This window comes from Bradyrhizobium prioriisuperbiae (assembly GCF_032397745.1).
GTDB lineage: Bacteria > Pseudomonadota > Alphaproteobacteria > Rhizobiales > Xanthobacteraceae > Bradyrhizobium_A > Bradyrhizobium_A prioriisuperbiae.
Window position 1 is genome coordinate 1,247,227 of sequence record NZ_CP135921.1, and the last position, 24,046, is coordinate 1,271,272.

At 63.4% G+C, this 24,046-nt stretch carries 28 protein-coding genes and 2 tRNA genes; 6 read left to right on the top strand and 24 right to left on the bottom strand.

The genetic code is table 11. From position 1 onward, the window contains the following. Positions 1-91 precede the first annotated feature (91 nt). The 3 genes from RS897_RS05830 to RS897_RS05840 all read right to left on the bottom strand — a co-directional run bounded on the left by RS897_RS05830 (position 92) and on the right by RS897_RS05840 (position 2,480). Positions 92-1,114 carry an RNA polymerase subunit sigma-70 gene (locus RS897_RS05830; RefSeq protein WP_315835641.1) on the bottom strand — a complete coding sequence of 341 codons (1,023 nt, stop codon included), beginning with the start codon at positions 1,112-1,114 and terminating at the stop codon, positions 92-94. 49 nt (positions 1,115-1,163) lie between these two features. After that, complete coding sequence (locus tag RS897_RS05835) at positions 1,164-1,925, bottom strand: SDR family NAD(P)-dependent oxidoreductase (protein WP_315835642.1); 762 nt, start codon at positions 1,923-1,925, stop codon at positions 1,164-1,166. A gap of 114 nt (positions 1,926-2,039) precedes the next feature. Further along, positions 2,040-2,480, bottom strand: coding sequence for a DUF3237 family protein (locus RS897_RS05840; RefSeq protein WP_315835643.1), 441 nt, complete (start codon positions 2,478-2,480; stop codon positions 2,040-2,042). A 294-nt stretch (positions 2,481-2,774) separates the two neighbouring features. On the opposite strand from RS897_RS05840, the gene RS897_RS42245 reads away from it, so the two are divergent. Both RS897_RS42245 and RS897_RS05845 read left to right on the top strand, forming a co-directional pair. Next, positions 2,775-3,185, top strand: a complete 411-nt coding sequence (locus RS897_RS42245; RefSeq protein WP_407654534.1) for a MarR family winged helix-turn-helix transcriptional regulator — start codon at positions 2,775-2,777, stop codon at positions 3,183-3,185. A gap of 142 nt (positions 3,186-3,327) precedes the next feature. Next, complete coding sequence (locus RS897_RS05845; RefSeq protein ID WP_315835644.1) at positions 3,328-3,612, top strand: GFA family protein; 285 nt, start codon at positions 3,328-3,330, stop codon at positions 3,610-3,612. Positions 3,613-3,705: 93 nt separating this feature from the next. On the opposite strand, the gene RS897_RS05850 is transcribed toward RS897_RS05845, so the two are convergent. Continuing rightward, on the bottom strand, positions 3,706-4,173 hold the full coding sequence (locus RS897_RS05850; RefSeq protein ID WP_315835645.1) for a hypothetical protein: 468 nt from the start codon (positions 4,171-4,173) through the stop codon (positions 3,706-3,708). A 310-nt stretch (positions 4,174-4,483) separates the two neighbouring features. Beyond that, a complete protein-coding gene (locus RS897_RS05855) occupies positions 4,484-4,930 on the bottom strand; it encodes a CGNR zinc finger domain-containing protein (protein WP_407654441.1) in 447 nt (148 codons plus the stop codon). Between the two features lie 108 nt (positions 4,931-5,038). On the opposite strand from RS897_RS05855, the gene RS897_RS05860 reads away from it, so the two are divergent. Continuing rightward, entirely contained in the window at positions 5,039-6,052 is a 1,014-nt protein-coding gene (locus tag RS897_RS05860) for an IS110 family RNA-guided transposase (protein ID WP_315832213.1), read from the top strand. 725 nt (positions 6,053-6,777) lie between these two features. Here RS897_RS05860 and RS897_RS05865 read toward each other — a convergent pair. The 12 genes from RS897_RS05865 to RS897_RS05920 all read right to left on the bottom strand — a co-directional run bounded on the left by RS897_RS05865 (position 6,778) and on the right by RS897_RS05920 (position 15,827). Further along, positions 6,778-6,853: transfer RNA gene (locus tag RS897_RS05865), tRNA-Phe, on the bottom strand. 167 nt (positions 6,854-7,020) lie between these two features. Then, on the bottom strand, positions 7,021-7,992 hold the full coding sequence (locus tag RS897_RS05870) for a Bug family tripartite tricarboxylate transporter substrate binding protein (protein WP_315835647.1): 972 nt from the start codon (positions 7,990-7,992) through the stop codon (positions 7,021-7,023). A gap of 125 nt (positions 7,993-8,117) precedes the next feature. Beyond that, complete coding sequence (yacG, locus tag RS897_RS05875; protein ID WP_315835648.1) at positions 8,118-8,297, bottom strand: DNA gyrase inhibitor YacG; 180 nt, start codon at positions 8,295-8,297, stop codon at positions 8,118-8,120. Next, positions 8,287-8,910, bottom strand: coding sequence for a Maf-like protein (locus RS897_RS05880; protein WP_315835649.1), 624 nt, complete (start codon positions 8,908-8,910; stop codon positions 8,287-8,289). The genes yacG and RS897_RS05880 overlap by 11 nt, the downstream gene beginning before the upstream one ends. Before the next feature lie 147 nt (positions 8,911-9,057). Then, entirely contained in the window at positions 9,058-9,525 is a 468-nt protein-coding gene (locus RS897_RS05885; protein WP_315835650.1) for an arsenate reductase ArsC, read from the bottom strand. Positions 9,526-9,691: 166 nt separating this feature from the next. Beyond that, positions 9,692-10,189: a UPF0262 family protein gene (locus RS897_RS05890; RefSeq protein WP_315835651.1), complete on the bottom strand. Its 498-nt coding sequence runs from the start codon at positions 10,187-10,189 to the stop codon at positions 9,692-9,694. Next, entirely contained in the window at positions 10,186-11,481 is a 1,296-nt protein-coding gene (gene hisD, locus RS897_RS05895) for a histidinol dehydrogenase (RefSeq protein ID WP_315835652.1), read from the bottom strand. Before hisD ends, RS897_RS05890 begins: the two co-directional genes overlap by 4 nt. Positions 11,482-11,626: 145 nt before the next feature. Then, on the bottom strand, positions 11,627-12,109 hold the full coding sequence (locus tag RS897_RS05900; RefSeq protein ID WP_315835653.1) for a DUF2948 family protein: 483 nt from the start codon (positions 12,107-12,109) through the stop codon (positions 11,627-11,629). A gap of 4 nt (positions 12,110-12,113) precedes the next feature. Further along, on the bottom strand, positions 12,114-13,403 hold the full coding sequence (gene murA / locus RS897_RS05905; protein WP_315835654.1) for a UDP-N-acetylglucosamine 1-carboxyvinyltransferase: 1,290 nt from the start codon (positions 13,401-13,403) through the stop codon (positions 12,114-12,116). Between the two features lie 213 nt (positions 13,404-13,616). Further along, a complete protein-coding gene (locus tag RS897_RS05910) occupies positions 13,617-14,093 on the bottom strand; it encodes a hypothetical protein (protein ID WP_315835655.1) in 477 nt (158 codons plus the stop codon). Positions 14,094-14,199: 106 nt separating this feature from the next. Continuing rightward, positions 14,200-14,859 (bottom strand): Rossmann-fold NAD(P)-binding domain-containing protein, encoded by a 660-nt coding sequence (locus tag RS897_RS05915; RefSeq protein WP_315835656.1) that lies wholly within the window; start codon positions 14,857-14,859, stop codon positions 14,200-14,202. Positions 14,860-14,888: 29 nt separating this feature from the next. After that, a complete protein-coding gene (locus tag RS897_RS05920; protein ID WP_315835657.1) occupies positions 14,889-15,827 on the bottom strand; it encodes an SDR family oxidoreductase in 939 nt (312 codons plus the stop codon). Between the two features lie 51 nt (positions 15,828-15,878). On the opposite strand from RS897_RS05920, the gene RS897_RS05925 reads away from it, so the two are divergent. Both RS897_RS05925 and RS897_RS05930 read left to right on the top strand, forming a co-directional pair. Next, the gene (locus tag RS897_RS05925; RefSeq protein WP_315835658.1) at positions 15,879-16,682 is read left to right on the top strand and encodes a nuclear transport factor 2-like protein; all 804 of its coding nucleotides are present in this window, start codon (positions 15,879-15,881) and stop codon (positions 16,680-16,682) included. 121 nt (positions 16,683-16,803) lie between these two features. Further along, positions 16,804-16,878, top strand: a tRNA-Thr gene (locus tag RS897_RS05930). A gap of 40 nt (positions 16,879-16,918) precedes the next feature. On the opposite strand, the gene RS897_RS05935 is transcribed toward RS897_RS05930, so the two are convergent. Next, positions 16,919-17,950, bottom strand: a complete 1,032-nt coding sequence (locus RS897_RS05935) for a helix-turn-helix domain-containing protein (protein ID WP_315835659.1) — start codon at positions 17,948-17,950, stop codon at positions 16,919-16,921. Positions 17,951-18,196: 246 nt separating this feature from the next. Between RS897_RS05935 and RS897_RS05940 the strand changes: the two genes are divergently transcribed. After that, positions 18,197-18,379, top strand: a complete 183-nt coding sequence (locus RS897_RS05940; protein WP_315835660.1) for a hypothetical protein — start codon at positions 18,197-18,199, stop codon at positions 18,377-18,379. Positions 18,380-18,433: 54 nt separating this feature from the next. Here RS897_RS05940 and RS897_RS05945 read toward each other — a convergent pair whose 3' ends face one another. The 6 genes from RS897_RS05945 to RS897_RS05970 all read right to left on the bottom strand — a co-directional run bounded on the left by RS897_RS05945 (position 18,434) and on the right by RS897_RS05970 (position 23,705). Next, the gene (locus RS897_RS05945; RefSeq protein WP_315835661.1) at positions 18,434-19,225 is read right to left on the bottom strand and encodes an amino acid ABC transporter ATP-binding protein; all 792 of its coding nucleotides are present in this window, start codon (positions 19,223-19,225) and stop codon (positions 18,434-18,436) included. After that, on the bottom strand, positions 19,222-19,884 hold the full coding sequence (locus RS897_RS05950; RefSeq protein WP_315835662.1) for an amino acid ABC transporter permease: 663 nt from the start codon (positions 19,882-19,884) through the stop codon (positions 19,222-19,224). The genes RS897_RS05945 and RS897_RS05950 overlap by 4 nt, the downstream gene beginning before the upstream one ends. A gap of 13 nt (positions 19,885-19,897) precedes the next feature. Then, positions 19,898-20,743 carry a transporter substrate-binding domain-containing protein gene (locus RS897_RS05955; protein ID WP_315835663.1) on the bottom strand — a complete coding sequence of 282 codons (846 nt, stop codon included), beginning with the start codon at positions 20,741-20,743 and terminating at the stop codon, positions 19,898-19,900. Between the two features lie 102 nt (positions 20,744-20,845). Next, positions 20,846-21,826, bottom strand: coding sequence for a TRAP transporter substrate-binding protein (locus tag RS897_RS05960; RefSeq protein WP_315835664.1), 981 nt, complete (start codon positions 21,824-21,826; stop codon positions 20,846-20,848). A 26-nt stretch (positions 21,827-21,852) separates the two neighbouring features. Next, positions 21,853-23,160, bottom strand: coding sequence for a TRAP transporter large permease (locus tag RS897_RS05965; RefSeq protein WP_315835665.1), 1,308 nt, complete (start codon positions 23,158-23,160; stop codon positions 21,853-21,855). After that, on the bottom strand, positions 23,160-23,705 hold the full coding sequence (locus tag RS897_RS05970) for a TRAP transporter small permease (RefSeq protein WP_315835666.1): 546 nt from the start codon (positions 23,703-23,705) through the stop codon (positions 23,160-23,162). Before RS897_RS05970 ends, RS897_RS05965 begins: the two co-directional genes overlap by 1 nt. Positions 23,706-24,046 lie beyond the last annotated feature (341 nt).

Sequence of the window (24,046 nt, forward strand, 5' to 3'; positions counted from 1 at the left end):
TGGCCTGAGCGCTTGGCGTAGTTGACGGAGGTCGGCTGCACCGCCATCGGAGGCGCCCAGTTTTTCTGTCGGAGGGGCGCGCGCAGAACCATCAGGCTTCCCGGATGGTCGACAACTGGAATGCCGTGAAAAGCCTTTGGGCGAGCGGCTGCATGAAGGCCACGAAGGTTGCGATCCCTTCTCTGTCCACTGACAGAAGCTGTAGCGAATGTGCGTTCCAGCGCCCCTCGGCGCCGAGGGTGTAGAGGGCGAAGGCCGGCTGGAGGTTAGCGCCGACGGGAACAAGCCGAAAGCCGCGATAGGCGGGCCAGACAGCGCCGAAGAAATCCCCGATCGAACGGCGGCCCCGATACCATTCTCGCCACGGAGGCATCGCATAGACGGCGTCTTCCTTCAGAAGCGCGACGAACCGTTCCAGGTCTGCGCTTTCCCAAGCCTGCACATACCGCTCGAGCAGGCTCCGTTGGTGTTCGTCTGTCATCGGGGCTGGTCGAACGTCGCGGTCGATCGTGGCCAGCTTGGCCCGGGCCCGCTGCAGGGCGCTGTTCACCGACGCAACGGAAGCATCAAGCACGGAGGCGACCTCGATCGGGGACCAGCCCATGACGTCGGCCAGCAAGAGCACTGCCCGCTGACGCGGCGGCAGTTGCTGGATCGCCGCGACGAACGCGAGCCGGACAGACTCACGTAGCTCGTAGCGGGCATCTGGCCCTGCAGCGGGATCGGGGAGGCTCTCCAGCTCGGCGTCGGGATAGGGCTCGATCCACAGCGTCCCGGTATCCGGGCGCCCCTGCGGCTTCTGGGTCGCCGGGCCCTCCACCTGATCGGGCATCATCCGGCCGCGCCTCGAACGACTCGCGATCATGTTCAGGGACGCGTTGGTCGCGATCCGGTAGAGCCAGTTCTTGATCGAGGCGCGCGCCTCGAAGTCGTCAAAACCCTGCCAGGCCCGCAGCATGGTTTCCTGGACCGCATCCTCGGCCTCGTGCAGAGACCCGAGCATGCGATAGCAGTGCAATTTGAGTGCGCGGCGATGCATCTCGGCTGCCTCGGCGAAGTCGGCGCGGCTGGGCTGGGTGTCTCCCGCAGAGCTCCCCAGCATCCTGTCTTTCATCGCAACACCCTCGACTTTCCGCCTGCGCAGCTCGTCCAGTCTGGCATCTTTAACTCGCTGCCGCGACGCCTTCGGCTGAAATGGTGAAGATCGATCCCGGTTCCGCCGGGGGCTTCATCGCGATGTCGAGGACCGCCTTGGCGACATCCGTGGGCGACTGTCGCGGGCCCATGTTCTCGATAAACTTTTCCGCGGGAACGCCGAGGTATTGGGCGTAGCCATTCACCGCAGCCTGCCCGAGGTCGGTCTCGGGCATGACGCGCGAAGGCACGAGCGCCACGAAGCGGATGCCAAGTTCGCGGCGATCGGATTCGGCCTCGCAGTACTTGGCGATGAACATCTGCATCCGCTTGGCACCGGCGTAGCCGCCGGAAATCGGCGACCCGCCAAGACCGGCGCCGCTGGAAATGATCACCACGACCGAGCCCGGCGCGAGCGGCAACCGCAACGCCTCGCGGCAGAACAGGAACGCCATTTTAGCGTCGACTTCCCAGTTGATGCCGAATTCGGCCCAGCTCAGCTCGGACATCGGACGGGTCGGCGGGGTGGCGCCGCCGCATATCACCAACAGGTCGGGCTTCGCCTGTCGTAGAACCTTCAGCGGTGCGGCTTCCGAGGCGGCGTCCAGCGCCAGCGTGTCGACGCCCCGCATCTTTTTTTCGAGATCGGCCAAGCCGTGCGCGTGCCTGGCGACCGCCAGGACCTGCGCACCCTCGGCCGACGCATTTCGCACAATCTCGCGGCCGACGCCGCGGCTGGCGCCCAGCACAACCACACGCTTGCCGCGCAACAACCCATTCTCCGATGACATGGTCCAGAACTCCTCTGATCGACAGCTGTTGATGTTGTGGAGACCGCAGGCCTCCGGAAACTCATCGGTCGGGCCAAGACTTTTTGGGTCTTGTGCCTGCCGGCGGCCGGGGAGTCAGTGCAGATACGCGTCGATGCGGATCTTCCCGGTGGCCAGGTTCGCGTAGCCAGCGCCCCAGGCCGGTCGAGCGTTGACCCAGGCATAGGCCGCCGCGGCCGTCAGGAGATGTATCTTCACGGCCAAGTCGACGATCGGCTCACCGTCTCGCGGGGTTCCGACGCCGTCAGCGGAAAACGCAATACGATTTCCGTCGTCGGTTTCGATGGTTCCCCGGAGATCGAGCTCCCGGCGGCCATCGGCGCGTACCCGCAGGTAGTCGATGCCCCGCATCGCCCCGGTTACGCGACCCTTGATGGAGCCCGAGAGCGCGACGTCGAATTGAGCGCCTTGCAGCGGCACATTCTCTCGCCCCGTAAACAGAGCCTCCATGTTCGCGCCGTAGTCGGTCACGGCCGTGATATCGAGATCGTATTCGAAGATCTTTTCGCTGCTCATGACTGTCCTCTTCTGTCCGGCGTCGCTTGTGAAGACAAAGCGACTTGGCGGGATTCATCGGCCTCCGGAAAATTTTCTCACAGAGGGCTGCAGACTCTCTCGCACCTACAGAGGCGCTGCCCGCATCGCGTAGACCGCGTCCTCCTCCAGAAGCGCGACCAACCCTTTCGAAAAGTCACATTTTACTGCATATACATATATAGCCTCACGATCATCACCAACGCCGGATTGATTGGAGAACCGCACGAAATGGACAAAGACCTGCGAGAGGTCGCCGGGTGTACGTGCCTCAGTATGCGACGAGCAACACGGCGCCTGACGCAAATCTACGATCATATCCTCGAACCGTCTGGGTTCACTGTGACCCAGTTCGGACTCTTGGCCACGATCTTGGCTTCGATGGCTCGGCCAGACAATCTATCGATCGGAGCGATCGCAGAAGCCTTGGGCACGGATCCGACGACACTCAACCGGAATCTGAAACCGTTGAAAGCAAGGGGCCTGGTGAAGGACGCTTCCGACCCCTCCGATGGACGGGTTCGGACAATTCGGGTCACTGAAAAGGGTCAACGTGAATGGTCCAAAGCACTCCCGCTTTGGCGTCAGGCCCATGAAACTGCTGAAGAAGTACTCGGCCAGAAGTCAAGACTCGCCTTGAACGAGTTACTCGATCGCCTGGTAACGAAGACGGCTAACTTGAGGTAGTTTCGTCGGAAGGCATAACAATCTCGATGTGCCAGGGCGGCTGTCTGCAAGGAGGTTTGCGTGACGTTGTACAAGGGTCGTTGTGCCTGCGGAAAAATCCGCTACGAGATTGCGGCAGTGCCGCTTCGCGGCTTCCAGTGTCATGGTATTCCCGCGCGCCGCGCTCAGCGTCACCGGCGACGTTACCGAAATCATGCGCATCGCTGATTCCTGCGAGCAGAAAATAAAAGGGTTCTGCGGGTCCTGCGGCTCGCCGCTTTACAATAAGCCTGTTTCCAAGCCCGACATGCTCGGCGTCTATGTTGGCACGCTGGATGATCCATCCGGCTTCAAACCGGAGCTTGTGATGTTCGCATCCCGCGGGCACGCCTGGGACCATCTGGATCCAGCCCTGCCCAAACTCCCGGGCATGCGGCCGTCGAAATAGCAGACGACGCACCGGCGACGGGACCAGCAGAATGACAAGTTCGGCTGTCCAATATGAGACGAACATGCGGCAAAGCCCGAAAGTGCGTTTCCGCTAATGGCTCGCTACGTTCAACAAGATCCAGAATATTAAGCCATGCGTGATCAACAACAACGGCACGTAGAAGGTCGGAATAAAATATGTTGCCCCAAAGTACGCGGCCTCAAGCTTTCGAGCGCCGACCAGACGACCTCCGATATAGAACGCATACAAGAGATCCGCGCTGCCCCAGATGTTAAACATCCATACCAAGGCCGTGCCTGCCGCGTTACCAAGCCCCAAGAGCGCTAGTAGTGCCAGGAGCGCTGCAACGACATCGCCGATAGCAGCAGGTCTTGCAAACGCAGCAGGCAAATCCGGGGAAACGACCCCAGGCACCAAGAACGCAAGGCCGACATACCGGAAGCTATGAAGAACCAGCAGCGGCCGCACCGCGTCCGACAACTCCAGGCCGCGCAGTGCGGGCCAAATGTAGAGGGCCGCAACTGTTCCCCACGCGATCAAGCCGAAGGGCACGCTCATCCTGATAGCAAAACGGGGAGGCACCATCTAACTCCTTAAATGGCCGCGCCGCATCAACGAGATTATATAATTATCTGTATATACAGTTATATCCTCATCGTCAATCCAAAAATGGGGCAAGCAGGAAATGACGCCCGAAGGCACGACAAACTCAAAACAGTTCGCTTCGCTCACCCCATTGCAACTTTGCGAGTGCCCGCGGCCCCGATCGCAACAAGATGTTCGATTGCGGTATGGTCCCGGAAGGCCTCAGCCGGTGGACGATTTGATCGTGGGCAAGCAGGCTGACGCAAATTTATTCGGGCAAATCTTATGGGGAGCGTACCGGTCGGCGCTTTGAATAAGCCCGTCGTGCGCGCTCCCGGTTGCCGCAGACCTCGCTGGAACACCAAGCTCGTGAATGGTTTGGACTCTCATCAACGAAAAACCAGCCGCAACCTTGCGCTTGGCAACAACCCAATCGAGCTGCGTCCTTCGATGAAAGAAGTGCCGTCAGTGACCAGAGAACTGGCCATAACGGCTCCTCAGGATCAGCGCCCCGCAAATCGTGAACGTATCCCGCTCCATCCCTAACCAGCCCCGGCTGCGCCGGCAAAGCTGCGAGCAATCGGTTAAACGGCGCAAGGCGCACGGATTTTCCACGGCACAATGCCTCCGCGGCCTCCCGAATTTCGCCTCGCAAGGCGCGCGCTTCTCGCATGATGGCTTCCGCTGCCGTTGGGAAAATTATGGTGACAGTGCATTTAATTGCGAGCAAAAATTAAATGCACTGAAGATCATCTAGCCGGCCTTCGCAACACAGAAGGCGGTGGGGCTAATGTGAATTCGGCATCACCGAATCACTTTAGGCCACAAGGAGGCGAAGATGATGTACAGCGGGATTGATCTGCATTCCAACAACAGCGTTATCGCGATCATCGACGATGCCGATCGCGTTGTGGCGCAGAAGCGCCTGCCGAACGACATCACGAAGATCGTCGGATTTCTAACTCGATGGCAAGATGACTTGGCCGGCGTCGTGGTCGAGTCGACTTACAACTGGTATTGGCTGGTCGACGGGTTGCAGGACGCGGGACTCCACGTGCACCTCGCCAACACCGCCGCGATCAAGCAATACGACGGACTCAAGCACAGTGGCGACGAGACGGATGCGCAGCACCTGGCCCACCTGCTGCGGCTGGGTATCCTGCCGACGGGCACGATCCTGCCACGAGAGCACCGCGTCGTCCGCGATCTGGCGCGCAAGCGCATGCAGATGGTGCACTGCTGCACCACGCATGTCCTCGCGGTCGAGAACATCATGGCCAGGCAATTGGGTGGGCGGATGACCAGCAATCAGATCAAGCGCCTGACCGCCGACGCAATCGACAATATGCCGCTGGCGGCCGATGTCGGCCTGGCGATCAAGACCAACGTCGCGGTCATCGCGACCCTGCAGTCACAGATCTCGGTCCTCGAAAAGCGCCTGCAAGAATGCGTCAAACCCCGACCTCACTACGGCTTCCTGACTAGCGTACCCGGCATCGGCCCGACGCTCGCCACCGTCATTCTTCTGGAAACCGGTCCGATCGATCGGTTTGCCGGCGTCGGCAACTTTGCGTCCTACGCGCGCTGCGTCAACAGCGTGCACACCAGCAATCGCAAGAAGAAAGGCGAAGGCAACGTCAAGAACGGCAATAAGTATCTCGCCTGGGCGTTCGTCGAGGCGGCGAATTTTGCCGTGCGGTTTTGCCCAGAGGCCAAGCGTTTCCACGAGCGCAAGAAGGCCCGGACCAACAACATTGTCGCCACCAAGGCGTTGGCGCACAAGCTGGCGCGCGCCTGCTACCACATCCTGAAGGAGAGCAAACCGTTCGACGTAACGCGCTGCTTTGCCTGAAGGACGACGACGATCCGGCGAGCCACGTACGGTGACTGGGGTCGCAACCAGCTGCACTGAATTGGACGCCGGATCGCCGTCACCAGTTGCAGTGACGACGATCGCCCGCACCGCAAGCCATTCGGAGATTGGCGCCGGCACGCCGGTAGCCACGGTTCTGTGAAATTCTTTTGGATGCGGCTCGGTACCAACGTTCTTCTGGGGCGGCTATGCCGCCAGGGCGCAGGCCTCAATCGGGCCGATGCTTGATCCTCATGGGTGTCTGGCGCGATCCGTGATGCGGCGCAGCCACAAACCGAAGAAACGGGCGCGGCTCGAACACTATCGCTGGAACGACGAACGAAACATTGAGCAGCTCGCGCTGCTGAAAAGTAGTTTTGCACCCTTGACGAGGGGCCGGCTAATGGGTGTCACCGTAACTCCGTAACTCGAGGACATGCAGCAGCGCATTATCGCGCTTATGGATGCGTTCGAAGTGCGTGACACCAAGTGATGTTGCATCCGCCTCGGGGCGAAAGCGAAAGCTCAACGCTGCGCGCCCAGAGTCCGTTTTGGCCTCACACACAGACATCATTCCAACGATGGCGGGGGCATGCACCAGCGTCACGAAGGCGCGCGCTTCGATGGTGATGTTGTAGCTGGCTGGTCGGGGTCATGGGTGGGGCGCCAGGGCAAAAGGCCGAATGGGACATGTCCTGCGAAGCGCCACCAACGCGAAGCAGGAATGGTGCCCAGGGGCGGAATCGAACCACCGACACTGCGATTTTCAGTCGCATGCTCTACCAACTGAGCTACCTGGGCGTCTTGCCCGAACGGTCGCCGGGAAGAGCGCCGGTTTATAGTGAGCCTAAGGCCTTCTGTCCAGCCGGGACGGACAAAAAGTGGACATCTTTTCCACCGCGGCCCCGGCTGTAAGACTTTGAAAGCAGGCCGTTTCTTGGCGGCGTTGCCGGCGGCCGGGCCAGCAGTCAATCGATCCGGATTTTGGCGTCCCGGATCACAGGCCCCCATTTGTCCATTTCCGCGGCGAGATGGGCCGCCAGCGCCTCCGGCGTCGATCCGACGATTTCGGACCCGAGTTCCTCCAACCGCGGCTTGACGGAAGCATGCTGGAGGGCCGCGGCGGAATCGCGGTTGATGCGGGCGATGATCTCCGGCGGCGTCTTTGCCGGCACATAGAGGGCGAACCACGACGACACGTCGAACCCGGGAACACCCGCCTCCGCGATGGTCGGCAGGTCCGGCGTCGCCAGGATGCGCCGCGCCGTGGTGACAGCAAGGCCGCGCACGCTGCCCGATTTCACATGCGGCTGGATCGAGGAGACGTTGTCGAACATCACGTCGACGCGGCCGGGAATGAGATCGCCGATGGCCGGCCCGGCGCCCTGATAGGGAACGTGGATGATTTCGACACCGGCCAAACGCTTGAACAGCTCACCACACAGATGCAGCGAGGTGCCATTGCCGGACGACGCATAACGCAGCTTGCCGGCATTGGCTTTGGCATGGGCGATGAAATCGCCCACCGACCTGACCGGCAACACGTTCGAGACCGCTATGATGTTCGGCTGCATCACCAGGAGCGACACCGGCGCGAAATCGGCCACCGGATCATAGCTCAGCGAGGCATAGAGAAACCTGTTGACCGCCAGCGGCACCGACATCACTGCCATCGTATAACCATCCGGCGCCGCCTTCGCCGCGACCTCGCTGCCGATATTGGCGTCCGCGCCAGGCAGGTTGTCGACCACGACTTGCTGGCCCCAGATCTCGGACAGCCGCGTGGCCAGGAGACGTCCGATCACATCCGTGGCACCGCCCGGTGCGAAGGGGACGATCAGGCGCACCGGCTGGCCGGGCCAGTCGGCGGCGCGCGCAGGTGAAGTCGCGATGGACGGCGCCGCGAGAGCGGCAGCCAGAAAATGACGGCGATCCAACATCGGCCCCTCATGCCGTCACCTGCTCCAGTGCTTCAAGTGTGAAGAGCAGCAACGGGAAAAGCAATCGACGTCTGGGCCGTGAGACAGGAGGTGTGCCGTGCAAGCGGTCCAGCGTGACTAACGCCCTATTCGGGGTCGTCATCCTCTTCGCGTGCGGGAATGACATAGGAGCCCGACAGCCAGCGGCCGAGATCGACATTGCGACAGCGCTCGGAGCAGAACGGCTTCGAGGCTTCAACAACCGGCTTGCCGCACACCGGGCATCCCTTGGCTTTCACGGACCTGGTCGCCTTGTCAGGAGGCATTCAACCATCCGAACCGGACCGGAAATCCCTCGCCGCCGAGCAGCGAGACGGATTCATACAGCGGCAATCCCACCACATTGGTGTAGGAGCCGACCAGCTTGACCACGAACGAGCCGGCAATGCCCTGCACCGCGTAACCGCCTGCCTTGCCGCGCCATTCACCGGAGCCGATATAGGCCTTGATGTCGTCCTCATTGAGACGTTTGAAGCGCACCCGGGTTTCGATCAGTCGCTGGCGGAAGGATTCCTTCGGGGTCACGATGCAGATCGCGGTGTAGACGCGATGATTGCGCCCCGACAGCAGCCGCAGGCACTGCGCGGCTTCGTCGACCAGCTCGGCCTTGGGCAGAATCCGGCGTCCGACGGCGACCACGGTGTCCGCCGCCAGGATAAAGGCGCCGCGCAATTCGTCATCAAGCCGCACCGACTTCAGCGCAGCGTCGGCCTTGGCGCGCGCCAATCGCGTGGCGCAGGCGCGCGGCAGCTCGCCTTTTCTCGGCGTTTCATCGACATCGGCCGGACGCAGTGCGTCGGGCTCGATGCCGGCCTGGTTGAGCAGGCCGAGACGGCGGGGCGAACCGGAGGCGAGAACGAGCTTGGGGCGGCCTAACATGCGGGCTACATCGATCCGAACTGGGGGATGCCGCGAGGTTGTTGTCGCCCACGGACTGCAATCGGCGCGGAAATTATCGGAACGCCCGGCATTCGACAACAGCAGCAGCCGGGCAAAATAAGCAATATCACAAAAGCTAGAGCCGGCTCACGCCTGTCCCCGCCCCGTTCCGCCGAACCGCTTGCGGATACGCAACGACAGCCCGTCGCAAACCTCCCGATAAGCCTGCAGCCGCTGCTCGCGGGTGCCTTCGGTGCCGGTCGGGTCTGGAGTGGGCCAGTATTCGACCTCGGCGGCGATGGTATGGGTGAGTTCAAGCGCCTTATGGTGCGCCTCCGGCGACAGCGTGATGATCAGGTCGAAATTCAGCCCTTCCCAATCCTCCAGCTCGGCGAACGTCTGCGGCCGATAGCGGGAAATATCCTGTCCGAGTTCCTGCATCACCGCCACCGCGAAGGGATCGAGCTCGCCTTTCTTGACCCCGGCGGAGCGGACATACAGCGTATTGGGAAACATGGTCTGCAGCAGGCTTTGCGCCATCGGGGAGCGGACGCTGTTGAACCCGCACGAAAACAACACGGCCTGCGGATTGCGCACCCGCGCCGGCGCGACCATCTAGCGTCCCGAATCCGACGTTCGCTCAAACATTGCGGCAGCCCTTCCGTGCGAACGTCGGCTTCGAAAGGACGCTAGAATCTAGGACAAGCGTGTGATTGTGGTCCAGAAGGTCCCTCGACGGACTCGCGGCGACTGCTGGAGGGACCTTCTGGACCATCACACGCTAGCCTTTCCAGTGCAGGACGGAAATCAGCGTGAACAGCCGGCGCGCGGTCTCGAAGTCGATCCGCACCTTGCCGTTCAGCCGTTCCATCAGCGTGTGCGAGCCTTCGTCATGGACGCCGCGGCGGCCCATGTCGATGGCCTCGATCTTGTCCGGCGTGGCCGTGCGGATGGCGTGATAATAGCTGTCGCAGATCATGAAGTAGTCCTTCACGATGCGGCGAAACGGCGTCAGCGACAGCAGATGCACCACCACCGGGCTCGCATCCTCCTGCCGGATATCGAACATCAACCGGTTACCGGAGATGCCGAGATGCAGGGTAAAGGGGCCGCCCGCGGCGCCCTCCGGCGCGAACAGGTTCTTCTCGACCAGGTCGTAGATCGCGATCGCGCGCTCATGCTCGATGTCCGGCCCGGACCGCCCGATCGATTCTTCGTCGAGGGTGATCGCAACGATGCGATTCCGGGTGTCATCAATCTCTGGCGCTGGTTTTGTCATCGCAGATTGAGGCGCAGTCCGACGGAGCGCGCATGGGCGTCGAGACCCTCGGCCTTGCCGAGCGTCATCGCGGCCGGACCCAGCGCGCGCAATTGATCCGGACCACAGCGCAAGATCGATGTTCGCTTCATGAAGTCAAGCACGCCCAGCCCCGACGAGAACCGCGCCGAGCGGGCCGTCGGCAGCACGTGGTTGGAACCGCCGACATAATCGCCGATCGCCTCCGGCGTGTGGCCGCCGAGGAAGATCGCCCCGGCGTTGCGGATCCGCGCCGCCAAGCCATCCGGATCCGATGTCATGATTTCGAGATGCTCGGCTGCAATGGCATCCGCCAGCCGCACCGCCTCATCGAGGTCGGCCACCCGGATGACGGCGCCGAACTCCGCCCACGAGGCACGCGCGATGTCGGCGCGCGGCAGGGTCGCCAGCTGGCCCTCGACCGCCGCGATCACACGCTCGGCCAGATCGTCGTCATCAGTGATCAGGATCGACTGCGCATTGGCGTCGTGCTCGGCCTGCGCCAGCAGATCGGCGGCAATCCAGTCGGCGTTCGCCGTGCGGTCGGCAATCACCAGCACCTCCGACGGGCCGGCGATCATGTCGATGCCGACCTTGCCGAACACCAGCCGCTTGGCGGCCGCGACATAGGCATTGCCGGGGCCCACGATCTTCGCCACCGGCGCGATGGTCGCGGTGCCGTAGGCGAGCGCCGCCACGGCCTGCGCGCCGCCCACCCGATAGATTTCGGTGACGCCGCCGAGATGGGCGGCTGCGAGCACCAGCGGATTGAGCTTGCCGTCCGGCGCCGGCACCACCATCACCACGCGATCGACGCCCGCGACCTTCGCCGGCACCGCGTTCATCAGCACCGAAGAGGGATAGGCGGCGGTGCCACCCGGCACATACAGGCCGACCGCTTCGATCGCAGTCCAGCGATGTCCGAGCTCAACGCCGAGCGCGTCGGTGAAACGATCGTCCTTCGGCAATTGCCGCCGGTGAAACACCTCGATGCGGTCCCGCGCCAGCTCGAGTGCGTCCAGCGTCGCGCCGTCGCACGCTTTCACGGCGGCCTCGATCTCAGCCTCCGTGAAACGCAGGCCGGCGGCATCAAGCCGCAACCGGTCGAACTTGGCGGTGGCGTCGATCAGCGCCGCATCGCCACGGGCGATGACGTCGCCCACGATGCCGCGCACCGCGGTCTCGATATCGGCGGAAACCTCCCGCTTCATGGCGAGGAAGGCGTTGAAGCGCTCGGCGAAATCGGCGCTGCGGCTGTCGAGGCGGATCGGCATGAGATGTTCCGGCGGCGGTCGGGGTTTCCCGGGCATCCTGCCCCAAAATCCCTGCTCAAAGCCCCTGCTCCAAGCCCCTGCTCAATGGCTTGCCGGTCCCGCCCCGTCAACCCTCCGGGCTAGATCCCGGCGAGGTCTTGCAGGGTCAACCGCCCGGCCGAAGCAGGGCAGCACCGTCAGCCCCCTCGGAGGCCTCATCCAGAGCGTCGGGTTCGAGGTCGTCGGGGCCGAGATCGGCCAGTTCGCACTCCAGGCATTCCACGTCCAGCCGCAGCGCTCCGCCGCCGGAAAACAGCAGTACCGCGCTGCCGGAAGGCGGGTCGGAGGGATTGAACTCGATCCCGATCAGGTCAAGCGCCGTCTCCGACGCCGCCAGATCAATGTTGCGGGATTTGCAGGCCAGCACCCGGTCGAACCGCAGCGCCGAAATCAGCCGGTTGGCTTGCGGGCCGCCGTCCAGCGCCTGGTCCCAGTCCAGCCGGCGCATGCCGACCACAAGGCGCCTCTCGCGCGGCCGCCAGACGATGTCGGCGACATTGACCCGGGCGTCCTGCACATGAGCCGAGATGACACAGAGATCATCCGCGTCCAGCGCCGCCAGTTTTCGCCGCGCCGGAGCCCGCACCATCGGGTTATCCGCTGATCCGCTCAATGGTGGCGCCGCAGGCCGACAGCTTGTCTTCCAGGCGTTCGAAACCGCGGTCGAGATGATAGACGCGGTTGACCATGGTTTCGCCCTCGGCCGCCAGAGCCGCGATCACCAGCGACACCGAAGCGCGCAGGTCGGTGGCCATCACCGGCGCACCGCGCAGTTTCTTGATGCCTTCAATGGTGGCCGTTTCGCCGTCGAGATGAATCCGCGCGCCGAACCGGGCCAGTTCCTGCACATGCATGAAGCGGTTTTCAAAGATGGTTTCGGTGAGTTGCGAGGAACCCTCGGCGCGGGTCATCAGCGCCATCAATTGCGCCTGCAGATCGGTCGGGAAGCCGGGGAACGGCGCGGTCGACACCGTCACCGGCTTGATGCCGGCACCGTTGCGGACGACACGAATGCCGTCGTTGTTCACGGTGATGGTGGCGCCAGCCTGGGTCAGCACGTCCAGCGCCGATTGCAACAGTTCCGGCCGGGCACCGGCCAGTTGCACATCGCCGCCCGTCATGGCCACCGCCATGGCATAGGTGCCGGTTTCGATGCGATCGGGCAGCACCGGGTGCCGCGCGCCATGAAGCTTGCTCACGCCCTCGATCACGATGCGCGGCGTGCCCGCGCCGGAGATGCGCGCGCCCATCTTGTTGAGGCAATCGCAAAGGTCGACGATCTCGGGCTCGCAGGCCGCATTGCGGATGACGGTCGTGCCCTTGGCAAGCGTCGCCGCCATCACGGCGACATGGGTGCCGCTGACGGTGACTTTCGGAAAATCGATCTCGGCGCCGATCAGCCCCTTGGGCGCCGTCGCCACCACGTAACCGGCATCGATCTGCAGGTCGGCGCCCAATTTCTCCAGCGCCATGATCAGGAGGTCCACGGGACGGGTGCCGATGGCGCAGCCGCCGGGCAGCGACACCTTGGCCTCGCCCATGCGCGCGAGCAGCGGCGCGATCACCCAGAAACTGGCGCGCATCCGCGACACCAGTTCGTACGGCGCGGTGGTGTCGATGATGTTGGCGGCGGAGATGTGCAGGGTCTGGCCCTGGTATTCATGATCGCCGGGGCGCTTGCCCGCGCTCATGATGTCGACGCCGTGGTTGCCGAGAATGCGCTGCAGCTGCGCGACATCGGCGAGACGCGGCACGTTGTCCAGGATCAGGGTCTCGTCGGTCAAAAGCGCCGCGATCATCAGCGGCAGGGCCGCGTTCTTGGCGCCGGAAATCGGAATGGTGCCGTTGAGCTTGTTGCCGCCGACGATGCGAATGCGATCCATGCCGCCCCCTGAAGTGTTGCTGCGCCTGAGTTAAGCGCATGGGGCGAGCATTGCAAAACTTTTGCTCGAATCCGTGAAGCCGCCCCGAAAAGCCAGTCTTTTCAGTCCAATGAGGCGAAAGTCGGGTGACTCAAGGCGGTGCTGGGCAGATGGAGGACGGGGAAAAGCGGGGAATTCGCCGTCCTTTCTGTGTCACGGAGCCTCGCCGGCCGTTCAGGCTGTGCCGAGGCCCTTGAAACGGCGCACCGAGCCGATCCCCAGCAGCACGAACAGCACCAGCGCAATGCCCTGGGCGATCAGGAACGGCGGTTCCGATCCGGTCGGCGCCGCGGCCTTCAGCGCCGGTACCTTCAGGAAGGCCTGCGCGATGAAAACGAAGAAGTTGAGATAGAGCGCGATCACCGCGGTGACCACATAGGCCGAGCGCCAGGCGCCGGCGAGGTGCTGGCCGTAGCGCGCCAGCAGCGCGATCGCGAGCACCACCAGGGAAATGATGCCGACGATGTGCGAGGGTAGCAGCTTGTCCGCGGGCAGGACAAAGCCGGTGGCGCTGGTCAACACCGTGGACGCCAGAAACACCGCGGTCCAGCCGTCGCGCCGTTCTCCCGACAACAGGCCGAACACGGCAGCAAAGCCGGTGACCAGCCCGACCAGGCTGAGCAGGACATGTATGAAGACTTGAATGGTCATCCCGAAGATCATGGCTGGGGCCCCCCGCTTGGCTGGATCCGGCGGCCCCAATGCTACATGCCCGTCGCGAGAAAAACCACGCATGGGTTCGACGGCAAGTCGCCTGTCAGGCGGCGTTGATGTCACGGGTCTCGAAGATTCTTTGCGCGGGTTGAGACTGTGTCACGCGGATCATCGCGCGGCCCAACTGCTCCGTCGTCGTCACATAGGTCGGCGCTATGGCTTTCACCACACCGAACAGCGGCCCGAACACGGTGTAGATCGCCTGGACCCACGCCGTCTTCGACTTCGCGCCGTGCAGCGGCTGGATCGCGCCGGGACGAAACATGTAGGCCGCCTTGAACGGCAGGCGCAGCAGGGCATTCTCGGTCTCGCCCTTGATCCGCGCCCACATGGTGCGGCCGCGCTCGCTCGAGTCGGTGCCCATGCCCGTGACATAGACGAATGTCATGGCGGGGTTGAGCTTCACCAGCGTGCGCGCCGCTGCGAGCGTGATGTCATGGGTGATGCGCCGGTACGCGTCTTCGCTCAAGCCCGCGACGCTGATGCCGAGACAGAAAAAGCAGGCGTCGTAGCCCGACAGCTCCGGCTCGATCGTGGAGAAGTCGAAAAAATTTGCGTGCACGATCTCGCGCAGCTTTGCATGCGGCTGCCCGGTGGCACTGCGCCCGACGGTCAGAACCTGTTCGACGGAGGAATCGAGCAGGCATTCGCGCAGAACGCCTTGCCCAACCATGCCGGTCGCGCCGAACAGAATCACCTTCATGGCGCCCCCTTGTCGAGACCGATCGAGACTTACGCCGCTACCGGCATGCTGTCGAACCTGACTTTGGTGAGCGTTTCCGAAATCTCCCAAAGCTGCGCTGCCACGGCCGCGTCCTTGGCCCGCGGCATGATCCGGGACGGCGCCGGCGGTCCCTTCATTTCATAGAAGCCATCGGGGCCATAATAGCCGGCCTTTTGCGCCCTCGGTGAGGTTGCGGCGAAAAGTGTCGGCAGCGCATCGTTTGCGGCGGAGTGGCTCAAATAGGGCTGGAGCAGCAGCCGGTTGAGTTGCCACAGCACGCCGCTCGTGCCCGGACCGTTGGGGATCAAATCGGTGCGCGCGTAGCCGGGGTGCGCGGCATTGCTCATCAGCCCCCAGCCATGGGCGTCGCTGCGGCGCTGCAGCTCGATCGCAAAGATCAGCATCGCGAGCTTGGACTGGGTATAGGCCTTCCAGGGACGATAACTGCGCTCGGCCTGCAGATCGGCGAAGTCGATCACGCCGGAGCGATGCGCCAGGCTCGAGAGATTGACCACGCGCGGCTGCAGGCTGCGCTTGAGCAGCGGCAACACATGCGCCGTGAGCGCGAAGTGGCCGAGATAGTTGGTGCCGAACTGCATTTCGAAGCCGTCCGCCGTGGCCTGCCGCCGCGGCAGCGCCATCACGGCGGCGTTGTTGACCAGCAGATCGAGCGTGGCATGTCGCGCGGTGAGACGGCGGGCGAAGTCGGCCACCGATGCGAGATCCGCGAGGTCGAGCATTTCGAACGCGATGCTGGCGTTCGGATGCCTTGCCTTGATCTTCGCGATGGCTTCGCCACCCTTCGCCAGATTACGCCCCGCAAGAACGACATCCGCACCGGCGCCGGCGAGCGCCAGCGCGGTCTGATAACCCAAACCACCGGTGCCGGTGATCACGGCCAGCTTGCCGGCCTGGGAGGGAATGTCTGCAATCGTCCACGCGCTCATGTCGTCGGCTCCACAGTTGGTGAAAGCCAGAAATATGCATCAAGTGCAAATTTGCAATTGGTAAAATTAAAAATCCAACAAGCCCATGATCCGCAACTGAAAACGGCGGCCAAACCGGCCGCCGCTGGGTGGGCGATCAATCCTGGTCCGGCGCCGGGCGCGGGTCCGCTGGATCGCCGTCGTCGGTGGCCGGTCCAGCCTCACTGGCGCGCCCCCGCGCCTGCGCCTTGCGCCGCTTCAGGTTTTCACGCAAGGCAGCCCGCAACCGCTCCTGGCGGCTGTCTTGACGTTGGCTGCGCTGTTTTGGCTCGTCGGTCATGGATCGGCGTCGGCTATCAAGGCACTGTCGCGAAGCGTGAGCGGCCATATAATCCCGATCCGCACGGAGGCCAATCGATGACATCCCCCAATCTTGCCACCAACCAGCTCGCCGAGCTGCCGCGCCGGACGCTCACAGGCTGGCACCGTTTTGTGGAGGCCAGCGATCCGGCGCTGCTGTCGCCACTGCTGGCCAAAAACGTCGTGTTCCGCTCGCCCTTCGTCCACAACCCGATTCCGGGCCACGCCGCGACGCTGCTGGTGCTCAGCACGGTGGTGGGGGTTTTCGAGAATTTTCGGTATTTTCGAGAGTTTGTGGCCGGCACCCACGATGTGGCGCTGGAATTCGGCGGCAATGTCGGCCGCTTCGAGCTGAAAGGCATCGACCTGATCAAATTCAACGACGCCGGCGAAATGATCGAATTCGAGGTCATGATCCGGCCTTTCAAGGCCCTGGAAGCGGTGGGCGAGGCCATGAACGCCCGGATCGGGCCGCAATTGGCTCAATTAAAACAGCAGGCAGCCTCGGGAACCTGACCGCAGCTCTGATTCTGCATCTGTTCCCCCTGCCGGAACGCTTGCGCCGCAAGATGCCTTGTGGCAAGGAACGCGCGCCGCAGCGGGCTTTTCATATCAGATGATTCCCGCCTCCGGACTTGCTGCCGTAGCTCAGTGGTAGAGCACTTCATTGGTAATGAAGAGGTCGACAGTTCAATCCTGTCTGGCAGCACCATTCCGGTTTCAAAAAGCTGCTCATCCCATGATCGCCCCGCTCAGCTGAGCGACGCCACAGCCGCCCATTCCCGCATGCGCGAAAAGTGCGCCTGCACACCGGACTGCCAGCCGACGCCGGCAGCAGGCGCGACACCGCCATGCCTCGCTTCACTGGGCGTCATGTCGAACCGTGCACGAAACGCCCGCAGGAACTGACTGCTGCTGGAAAACGCCAGGTCGGTTGCGATGGTGGTGATGGAGCGCGTCGACCCCGGGGATACGAGCTCTCGATAGGCGGCCTCCAGGCGGCGCTTGCGCACCATTGCCGCCACGCCGCCCTCGTCCGCGAACATCCGATACAGATGCGCGCGCGAGATCTGGAACCTGCGCAGCAGCAAATCGGGGCCGAGTAGCGGGTCGAACAGATTGGCATCGACAAAGGCCAGCACCCGCCGGCGCCATGTCTGGGTGATCGCTGTCTCAGCCGGTAATTCGCGCGCGGCACGGCGCGCAAGCGTCGATGCCAGCACCATGGTGGCGGTCTCTTCGACAGCCAGCGCATCCGCGCCGTTTGTCGAGGCAGGCAGGTCCGACAGGCTGACCAGGAAATCGGACATCAGCCGCGCCACCGGAGAGCCGGCCTCGAGCCGCGTGCCGTGCAAGCTGCGCCCGCCGGCGGCCTGATCGATAGCCGCACGCGGCAGCATCACAGCGAGGGTGGAACCGGTGGACGAGCGGCTGGACCAGGCTCGGCTCAGATCGAAAGCAACCACGTCGCCCGGCTTGATCGAGACTGCGCGCCCCTCAAAATCAGCGTCGGCGGTGCCGATCCGCCGCGACTGGATCAGGTAGAAGTCGTCGAGCCGGCTTTTGCGAATCACCTGCCGGTCGCGACAGTAATGCTGGGAGTTGAACTGCGTCCGGGCGACCATCAGCGTGGCGCCCAGCCGCGAGCGCACCGAGCCCACGAGACCCCTGACGTCATCGCCTTGCGCCTGGGCGTCGAACAGCGGGCCCATGATGGCGCGCCAATAATCGCTGCGAAATTTCGGCTCGATCAGGTCCGTCGACAGAAACAGCTCTTCCGGCATTTCGCCTCCGACCTTCCACGCCCCGGACCGCCAAAAGGACTGCCAAGGCCATGCCGTGCGGGAAGGCTAGGAGATTCTCAACCCTGCGTCATTAGCCGGCATGCCGGCAGTCCACCTGAAATTGAGACGTGCGGCAGACAAAAAGGAGATTGGGAGAGGAGCGAAGCAGTGAGGTTTCGTGAGAGTCTTGCCGTCGCGGACAGGGTCACCGCGCCATCTTCTGCTCGCCCGGACCGCGGAGCCGACATGAATGATCTGACATCTACCAGGCCGATTCCTTCCGAGCCTGACTCACAGGTCCACCTCTCGCTGCGACTGCTGGAGGCGTTCAGGAAAATCAGGGGCGAGCCCGCAAGGCGGGAGGTGATTGCGCTGGTGGAGCGGCTGGCCGAGGCCGATTCAAACATCGAACAAGCGAAGGCCAACTAAGCCGGATTGCGGCGCCGCAAGGGGTGTATGCGACCGCCAGATCCGACGTCCGGATCATTGCGCGCCTGATGTCTCCACCTTGTCCTGATGGAACCGGCCGAGGAATGATTTCAGCCGCTCGCTGCGCGGCTGGCGGATGATCTCCTCGGGCGAGCCGATCTCCTCCATCACGCCATTGTTCATAAAGCCGACCCGGGTCGAGACATCGGCGGCGAACGCCATTTCGTGGGTGACCAAGATCATGGTCATGCCTTCGGCGGCGAGATCGCGGATGACTGCGAGGACTTCGCCGACCAGTTCCGGATCGAGCGCCGAGGTCGGCTCGTCGAACAGCATCACCTCCGGCTTCATGGCCAGCGCACGGGCGATGGCGACGCGCTGCTTCTGGCCGCCGGACAAACGGCTGGGGAACGCCTCGGCCTTGTCGGCAAGGCCGACCTTGGCGAGCAGGTCACGGCCCAGTGCGTCGGCGTCCGCCCGCGCCATGCCCTTCACCTGCACCGGGCCTTCGGTGATGTTGCCGAGCACCGACATGTGCGGGAACAGATTGAAGTGCTGGAACACCATGCCGACACTGCGCCGCAGCAGCGCCAGCTGTGCATCGACCGGCGCGCGATGCCCGCCGCCGAACGCGAAGCTGTGTGAACCGACATCGAGCTGGCCCTGCTGCGGCATCTCCAGCAGATTGAGGCAGCGCAGAAAGGTGGACTTGCCGGAGCCGCTGGCGCCGATCAGGGTCACCACCTCGCCGCGCGCGACCGACAGCGAAACGCCCTTGAGCACCGCGTTGCTGCCGAAGGACTTGTGAATGCCTGTGGCGGAGAGCGTTGCGCCGTTGCTGCTCATCGATGCGCTCCCAGTCGCTGTTCGACCTTGTCGGCCACCAAGGTGAGCGGAAACAGCACCACGAAATACAACACCGCGATGGCGGTATAAACCTCCAGCGGCCGATAACTTGCCGCCGTGATCACCGATCCCTGGTACAAGAGATCACCCACCGCCACGACCGACACCAGCGAGGTGTTCTTCAACTGCAGGATGGTCTGGTTGATGAAGGACGGGATCATCACCTGGATCGCCTGCGGCAGCACGATGCGGCGGAAGATCTTGCCCCGCCGCATGCCGATGGCCCGGCCGGCCTCCCACTGCCCTGTATCGACCGCCTCGATACCGCCGCGGAAGATCTCCGCGTAGAACGCACCTGCGTAGAGCGACAGCGTGAGGAAGCAGGCGGTGGCCGCCGACATGTCGACGCCGATCAGCACCGGCAGGGCGTAATAGACCCAGACCAGTTGCACCAGCAGCGGCGTGCAGCGGAACACTTCGATGTAGCCGCGCAGCGGGATGGTGACCCAGCGCGGCGCCGTGGTGCGCAGGATGCCGGTGGCGAGGCCGATCATCAGGCCCGCGATCACCGTGGTCACCGTATAGACCACGGTGACGAGCAGGCCCTGCCAGATCAGCGGCAGATAGGGCTTCAGCGCCGTGAAATCCCACGCGTACATCGGAGCCTTTCGTTCAGAATTGGACTTCGGCCGGAATATCGTCCGGCGACAGTCCGACGGCTTCGAAGCCCTTCAGCATCCATTCGCGGGTCTGGCCGAGGGAGCGGTTGTAGTCGGCCCAGGCGCTGAGGAAATCCTTGTAGCGGCGGTCGGTCTCGGCGCGGATGCCCATGTTGGTCGGCAGCGTCAGCAGCGGGCGCGGGATCGCCAGTTCGCCGAGATTGGGATTCTTCTTCAGTGTCGACACCGCGAGCACCGCCAGCGAGACGTTGCAGTCGGCGCGGCCGGTGGCGACAGCGAGGATCGCCTCGTCGCGGTTCTTGAACCCGAGGATGGTGGCCTTCGGGCAATAGCGACGCGCAATCATGTCGTGGGTGGAGCCGATATCGATGGCGATCTTGACCTCGGGCTTATTGATTTCCGCCCAGGTCTGCGGCTTGGCGAAGCCTTTCTTGGTGATGACCGTGAAGGAGTGAACCAGGATCGGGGTGGAGAAATCGATCACCAATGCCCGCTCCGGCGTCGGGTTGACGGCGAAGGCGAGGTCGACCTTGTCGCCCTGCAGATCCAGGATCTGGTTGCCCCAGGTCGATTCCACCACCTCGACCTTGGCGCTCAGCTTCGATGCGATGTCATTGGCCATGTCGATGCAGGCACCGGACCATTGGCCACTGACGAGGTCCTTATGGAAATAGGGCTCCTGGCCGACGATCACGGCGACCCGCAGCACTCCGGTGCGCTTGATGCGATCCAGCGTCGACGCACCGGCCGCGGCCTGGGCGTTGGCCTTGTCCCGGGACGCGCCGGCCGCGATCGCGGCGCCGGCCAGTGCAACAGTCAGTGCATCTCTGCGATTCATCGTCTGAACCCTCTCTGAAAATATCCGCCCGGTCAGGGGCCGTCTCGATCGTCCGTGATCGGCCGCCGGCGCGGGCATGCGGGCCCGCGCCGGCGTGCCGCATTACATCTTGCTGTAGCTGTCGATGATGGCCTGGCCCGGTGCGCCCGCCTTCTTGATCCAGTCGGCGGTCAGGGTTTCGCCGATCTTCTGCAGGCCGGCCTTGAGTTCCGGGCTTGGCGGCTGAACCTTCATCTTGTTCGCCCTGAGCTGGTCGACGTACCAGACCGCTTTTTCCTCGGCGAGTTTCCAGCCCCGCTCTTCCGCGACCGCCGCCGCCTTCAACACCGCGTCCTGCGTCGGCTTGTCGAGGGCATCGAACGCGGCCTTGTTGACGAATGTCAGGTTCTTCGGAATCCAGGCCTGGGTGTCGTAATAGTGGGTCATCGTCTCCCACACCTTGCTGTCGTAGCCGGTGGAGCCCGAGGTCATGAAAGCGTTGACAACGCCGGTCGCGAGCGCCTGCGGAAGCTCCGCGGCCTGGATGGTGACCGGCTGCGCGCCGACCAGATCGGCGATGCGCGCGGTGCCGACATTGTAGGCGCGCCATTTCAGGCCCTTCATGTCGGCCACCGTGTTGATGTCCTGCTTGGCATAGATGCCCTGCGGGCCCCACGGCACCGCGAACAGCAGCATGATGCCCTGCGCGGCGAGCTTCCTGGTGACGGCTTCTTTCGAGGCCTGCCACAGCTTCTTCGCGCTGGGATAGCTGTTGGCGACGAACGGCACCACGTCGATGCCAAAAATCGGATCCTCGTTCTCGTGCAGCGAGATCAGCACTTCGCCGGCCTGTGCCTGCCCGGTCTGCACGGCGCGCTTGATCTCCGGCGCCTTGAACAGCGATGCCGCCGGATGCACGGTGATCTGCAGCTTGTCGCCGGTCGCCGTCTGCACGTCCTTTGCGAACGCCATCAGGTTCACGGTGTGCGGATTGTCCAGCGGATAAGCCGCCGGCAAATTCCACTTGGTCTGCGCCGCCGCCGGCAAGACCAGTGCAGCGCTCAGCGCTGCCCCCGCGGCGAATGGCTTGATCCAGTGTCTCATCGCTCTCCTCCTCCGTTTTTGTGAGCCTAGCCCGGAAATGCCCATTGCGGCAGAACCATTACAATCGAGGGGAACACCGTGATGATGGCGACCGCAGCGACCAGCAGGAAGAAGAACGGCAACGCGGCCAGCGCGACCGTGTTGGAATCCTTCCCGCTCATGGTTTGCAGCACGAACAGATTGAAGCCGACCGGCGGCGAAACCTCGGCCATTTCCACCACCAGCACCAGGAAGATGCCGAACCACACCGGATCGAAGCCGGCCTGCCGGACCATCGGGATGACGATCGCGGTCGTCAGCACGATCATCGAAATGCCGTCGAGCGCGGTGCCGAGAATGATGTACATCACGGTCAGCGCCGCGATCAGCGCGTAGGACGACAGATGCAGGCTGTCGACCCAGACCGCGAGTTCGCGCGGAATGCCGGTGTAGCCCATCGAGGTCGACATGTAGGACGCCCCCGCGAGGATCAGCATGATCATGCAATTGACCCGCGTCGCGCCCATCACGCTCGCCCAGAACGCCTCCCAGGTCAGCGCCTTGTGCCACCATGCGATGGCCAGCGATCCGAGCACGCCCCAGGCCGCGCATTCGGTGGCGGTGGACCAGCCCGTGAGCAGCGCGACGAACACCAGAGTGATGAGCAGCATCAATGGAATGAGCTGCTTCGACTCTTTCAGTTTCTCTGAAAACGTCATCGACGGCTCGGGCGGCGGCGAGCGCTCTGGATGCAGCATCGACCAGCCGGCGATGTAACCGGAGTACAGCACCATCACCAGCAGGCCCGGCAGGAAGCCGGCGAGGAACACCTGGATGATCGAAACGTTGGCGGCCACCGCATAGACCACCATGGTGATCGACGGCGGAATCAAAATGCCGAGCGTGCCGGCGCCCGCGAGCGAGCCCAGGCTGACGGTCTCGTCATAGCCGCGCTTCTTCAGTTCCGGCAGCGCAATCTTGGCCACGGTGGCGCAGGTCGCGGCCGACGAGCCCGAGACCGAGCCGAACACGCCGCAGGCCAGCACATTGACGTGCAGCAAACGCCCGGGAATCCAGTTGAGCCACGGCGCGAGCCCGCGGAACATCTCGTCGGACAGTTTGGTGCGAAACAGGATCTCGCCCATCCAGATGAACAGCGGCAGCGCGGCCAGCTCCCACGACGCGCTGTTGCCCCACACTTTCGTGGCCAGCACCGGCCCGGCGGGAATGTTGCCGCCGACAAACTGCATGCCGACATAGCCGGTGGCCAGGAGCGCGATGCCGATCCAGACGCCCCCCGCCAGCAGGGCGAACAGCAGGATGAGCAGGAGTCCGGAGATCTCGAGCAGCAGCATCAGACGGCGCTCTGGATCGCACGTTCGACGGCTTCCTCGGCCGTTTGCGGCGGCGGCTTCTCGAAGTGCGTGGCGTTGCCGCGGAGCACATGAACGAGTTCGTCGACAAACGCGATGGTGAGGATCACGAGACCGCCGGCATAACCAAGCTGCGGAATCCAGAGCGGGATCGCCAGCACACCCTGGGCCATGTCGTTGAAGCGGTAGGAATCGTAGGTCATCTGCACCGCATAGACGGTGAAGAAGCCGATGAAGCCGAGCCCGATCACCAGCGACAGCACCTCGAACCACCAGCGGGTGCGCCCCTTGAAGCGATCGATCAGCAGACCGACGCGGATCATCTCGCCGGAGCGGAAGGTGTGGGCGAGGCCAAGGAACGCAGTCGCTGCCATGCACCAGGCGATCAGTTCGTCGCCGGCCGGAATGTTGAGACCCAGCGGCCGTCCCGCCGACAGCAGCAGCATCAGGACAAAGATGGCCACCACGAACAGGCCGGCGAGATAGCCGGCCCCAAGATACAAACGGTCAAGACAGGTGCGGAGCATGGATGAAGCGCTCGGTTGCCGGGAGACGTTCAAGGGAGCCACGCCGGCACGATCATCCGCACAATGGCCTGCAGGCTGAAAATATCCCTGCGTGACATGGCTTGGACCCCCTGCTGCCGGTCTCCCCGACGGCTCGATCGCCGGGTCTGATCAAACTATTTCTGTATTCAGGATAAAATGCAACATGGTATTTTGAAAAGCTGTCCATTTATGCATCAGCCTCTCCCCGAGCCTAACTTCTCGGCAAGCGCAGTCAATGTCTCATGAAATCAGGGCTTGCAAAACGAATTCAACTCTGAATACAACTCTGAACGCAGAATGGCGCGCCCCTTCCGGCCCGC

Coding starts and splice junctions, on each gene's coding strand:
- RS897_RS05830 (WP_315835641.1), bottom strand. CDS start 1,114: ATGAAAGACAGGATGCTGGGGAGCTCTGCGGGAGACACCCAGCCCAGC.
- RS897_RS05835 (WP_315835642.1), bottom strand. CDS start 1,925: ATGTCATCGGAGAATGGGTTGTTGCGCGGCAAGCGTGTGGTTGTGCTG.
- RS897_RS05840 (WP_315835643.1), bottom strand. CDS start 2,480: ATGAGCAGCGAAAAGATCTTCGAATACGATCTCGATATCACGGCCGTG.
- RS897_RS42245 (WP_407654534.1), top strand. CDS start 2,775: ATGCGACGAGCAACACGGCGCCTGACGCAAATCTACGATCATATCCTC.
- RS897_RS05845 (WP_315835644.1), top strand. CDS start 3,328: ATGGTATTCCCGCGCGCCGCGCTCAGCGTCACCGGCGACGTTACCGAA.
- RS897_RS05850 (WP_315835645.1), bottom strand. CDS start 4,173: ATGAGCGTGCCCTTCGGCTTGATCGCGTGGGGAACAGTTGCGGCCCTC.
- RS897_RS05860 (WP_315832213.1), top strand. CDS start 5,039: ATGATGTACAGCGGGATTGATCTGCATTCCAACAACAGCGTTATCGCG.
- RS897_RS05870 (WP_315835647.1), bottom strand. CDS start 7,992: ATGTTGGATCGCCGTCATTTTCTGGCTGCCGCTCTCGCGGCGCCGTCC.
- yacG (WP_315835648.1), bottom strand. CDS start 8,297: ATGCCTCCTGACAAGGCGACCAGGTCCGTGAAAGCCAAGGGATGCCCG.
- RS897_RS05880 (WP_315835649.1), bottom strand. CDS start 8,910: ATGTTAGGCCGCCCCAAGCTCGTTCTCGCCTCCGGTTCGCCCCGCCGT.
- RS897_RS05885 (WP_315835650.1), bottom strand. CDS start 9,525: ATGGTCGCGCCGGCGCGGGTGCGCAATCCGCAGGCCGTGTTGTTTTCG.
- RS897_RS05890 (WP_315835651.1), bottom strand. CDS start 10,189: ATGACAAAACCAGCGCCAGAGATTGATGACACCCGGAATCGCATCGTT.
- hisD (WP_315835652.1), bottom strand. CDS start 11,481: ATGCCGATCCGCCTCGACAGCCGCAGCGCCGATTTCGCCGAGCGCTTC.
- RS897_RS05900 (WP_315835653.1), bottom strand. CDS start 12,109: ATGGTGCGGGCTCCGGCGCGGCGAAAACTGGCGGCGCTGGACGCGGAT.
- murA (WP_315835654.1), bottom strand. CDS start 13,403: ATGGATCGCATTCGCATCGTCGGCGGCAACAAGCTCAACGGCACCATT.
- RS897_RS05910 (WP_315835655.1), bottom strand. CDS start 14,093: ATGACCATTCAAGTCTTCATACATGTCCTGCTCAGCCTGGTCGGGCTG.
- RS897_RS05915 (WP_315835656.1), bottom strand. CDS start 14,859: ATGAAGGTGATTCTGTTCGGCGCGACCGGCATGGTTGGGCAAGGCGTT.
- RS897_RS05920 (WP_315835657.1), bottom strand. CDS start 15,827: ATGAGCGCGTGGACGATTGCAGACATTCCCTCCCAGGCCGGCAAGCTG.
- RS897_RS05935 (WP_315835659.1), bottom strand. CDS start 17,950: ATGCCGGAAGAGCTGTTTCTGTCGACGGACCTGATCGAGCCGAAATTT.
- RS897_RS05940 (WP_315835660.1), top strand. CDS start 18,197: ATGAATGATCTGACATCTACCAGGCCGATTCCTTCCGAGCCTGACTCA.
- RS897_RS05945 (WP_315835661.1), bottom strand. CDS start 19,225: ATGAGCAGCAACGGCGCAACGCTCTCCGCCACAGGCATTCACAAGTCC.
- RS897_RS05950 (WP_315835662.1), bottom strand. CDS start 19,884: ATGTACGCGTGGGATTTCACGGCGCTGAAGCCCTATCTGCCGCTGATC.
- RS897_RS05955 (WP_315835663.1), bottom strand. CDS start 20,743: ATGAATCGCAGAGATGCACTGACTGTTGCACTGGCCGGCGCCGCGATC.
- RS897_RS05960 (WP_315835664.1), bottom strand. CDS start 21,826: ATGAGACACTGGATCAAGCCATTCGCCGCGGGGGCAGCGCTGAGCGCT.
- RS897_RS05965 (WP_315835665.1), bottom strand. CDS start 23,160: ATGCTGCTGCTCGAGATCTCCGGACTCCTGCTCATCCTGCTGTTCGCC.
- RS897_RS05970 (WP_315835666.1), bottom strand. CDS start 23,705: ATGCTCCGCACCTGTCTTGACCGTTTGTATCTTGGGGCCGGCTATCTC.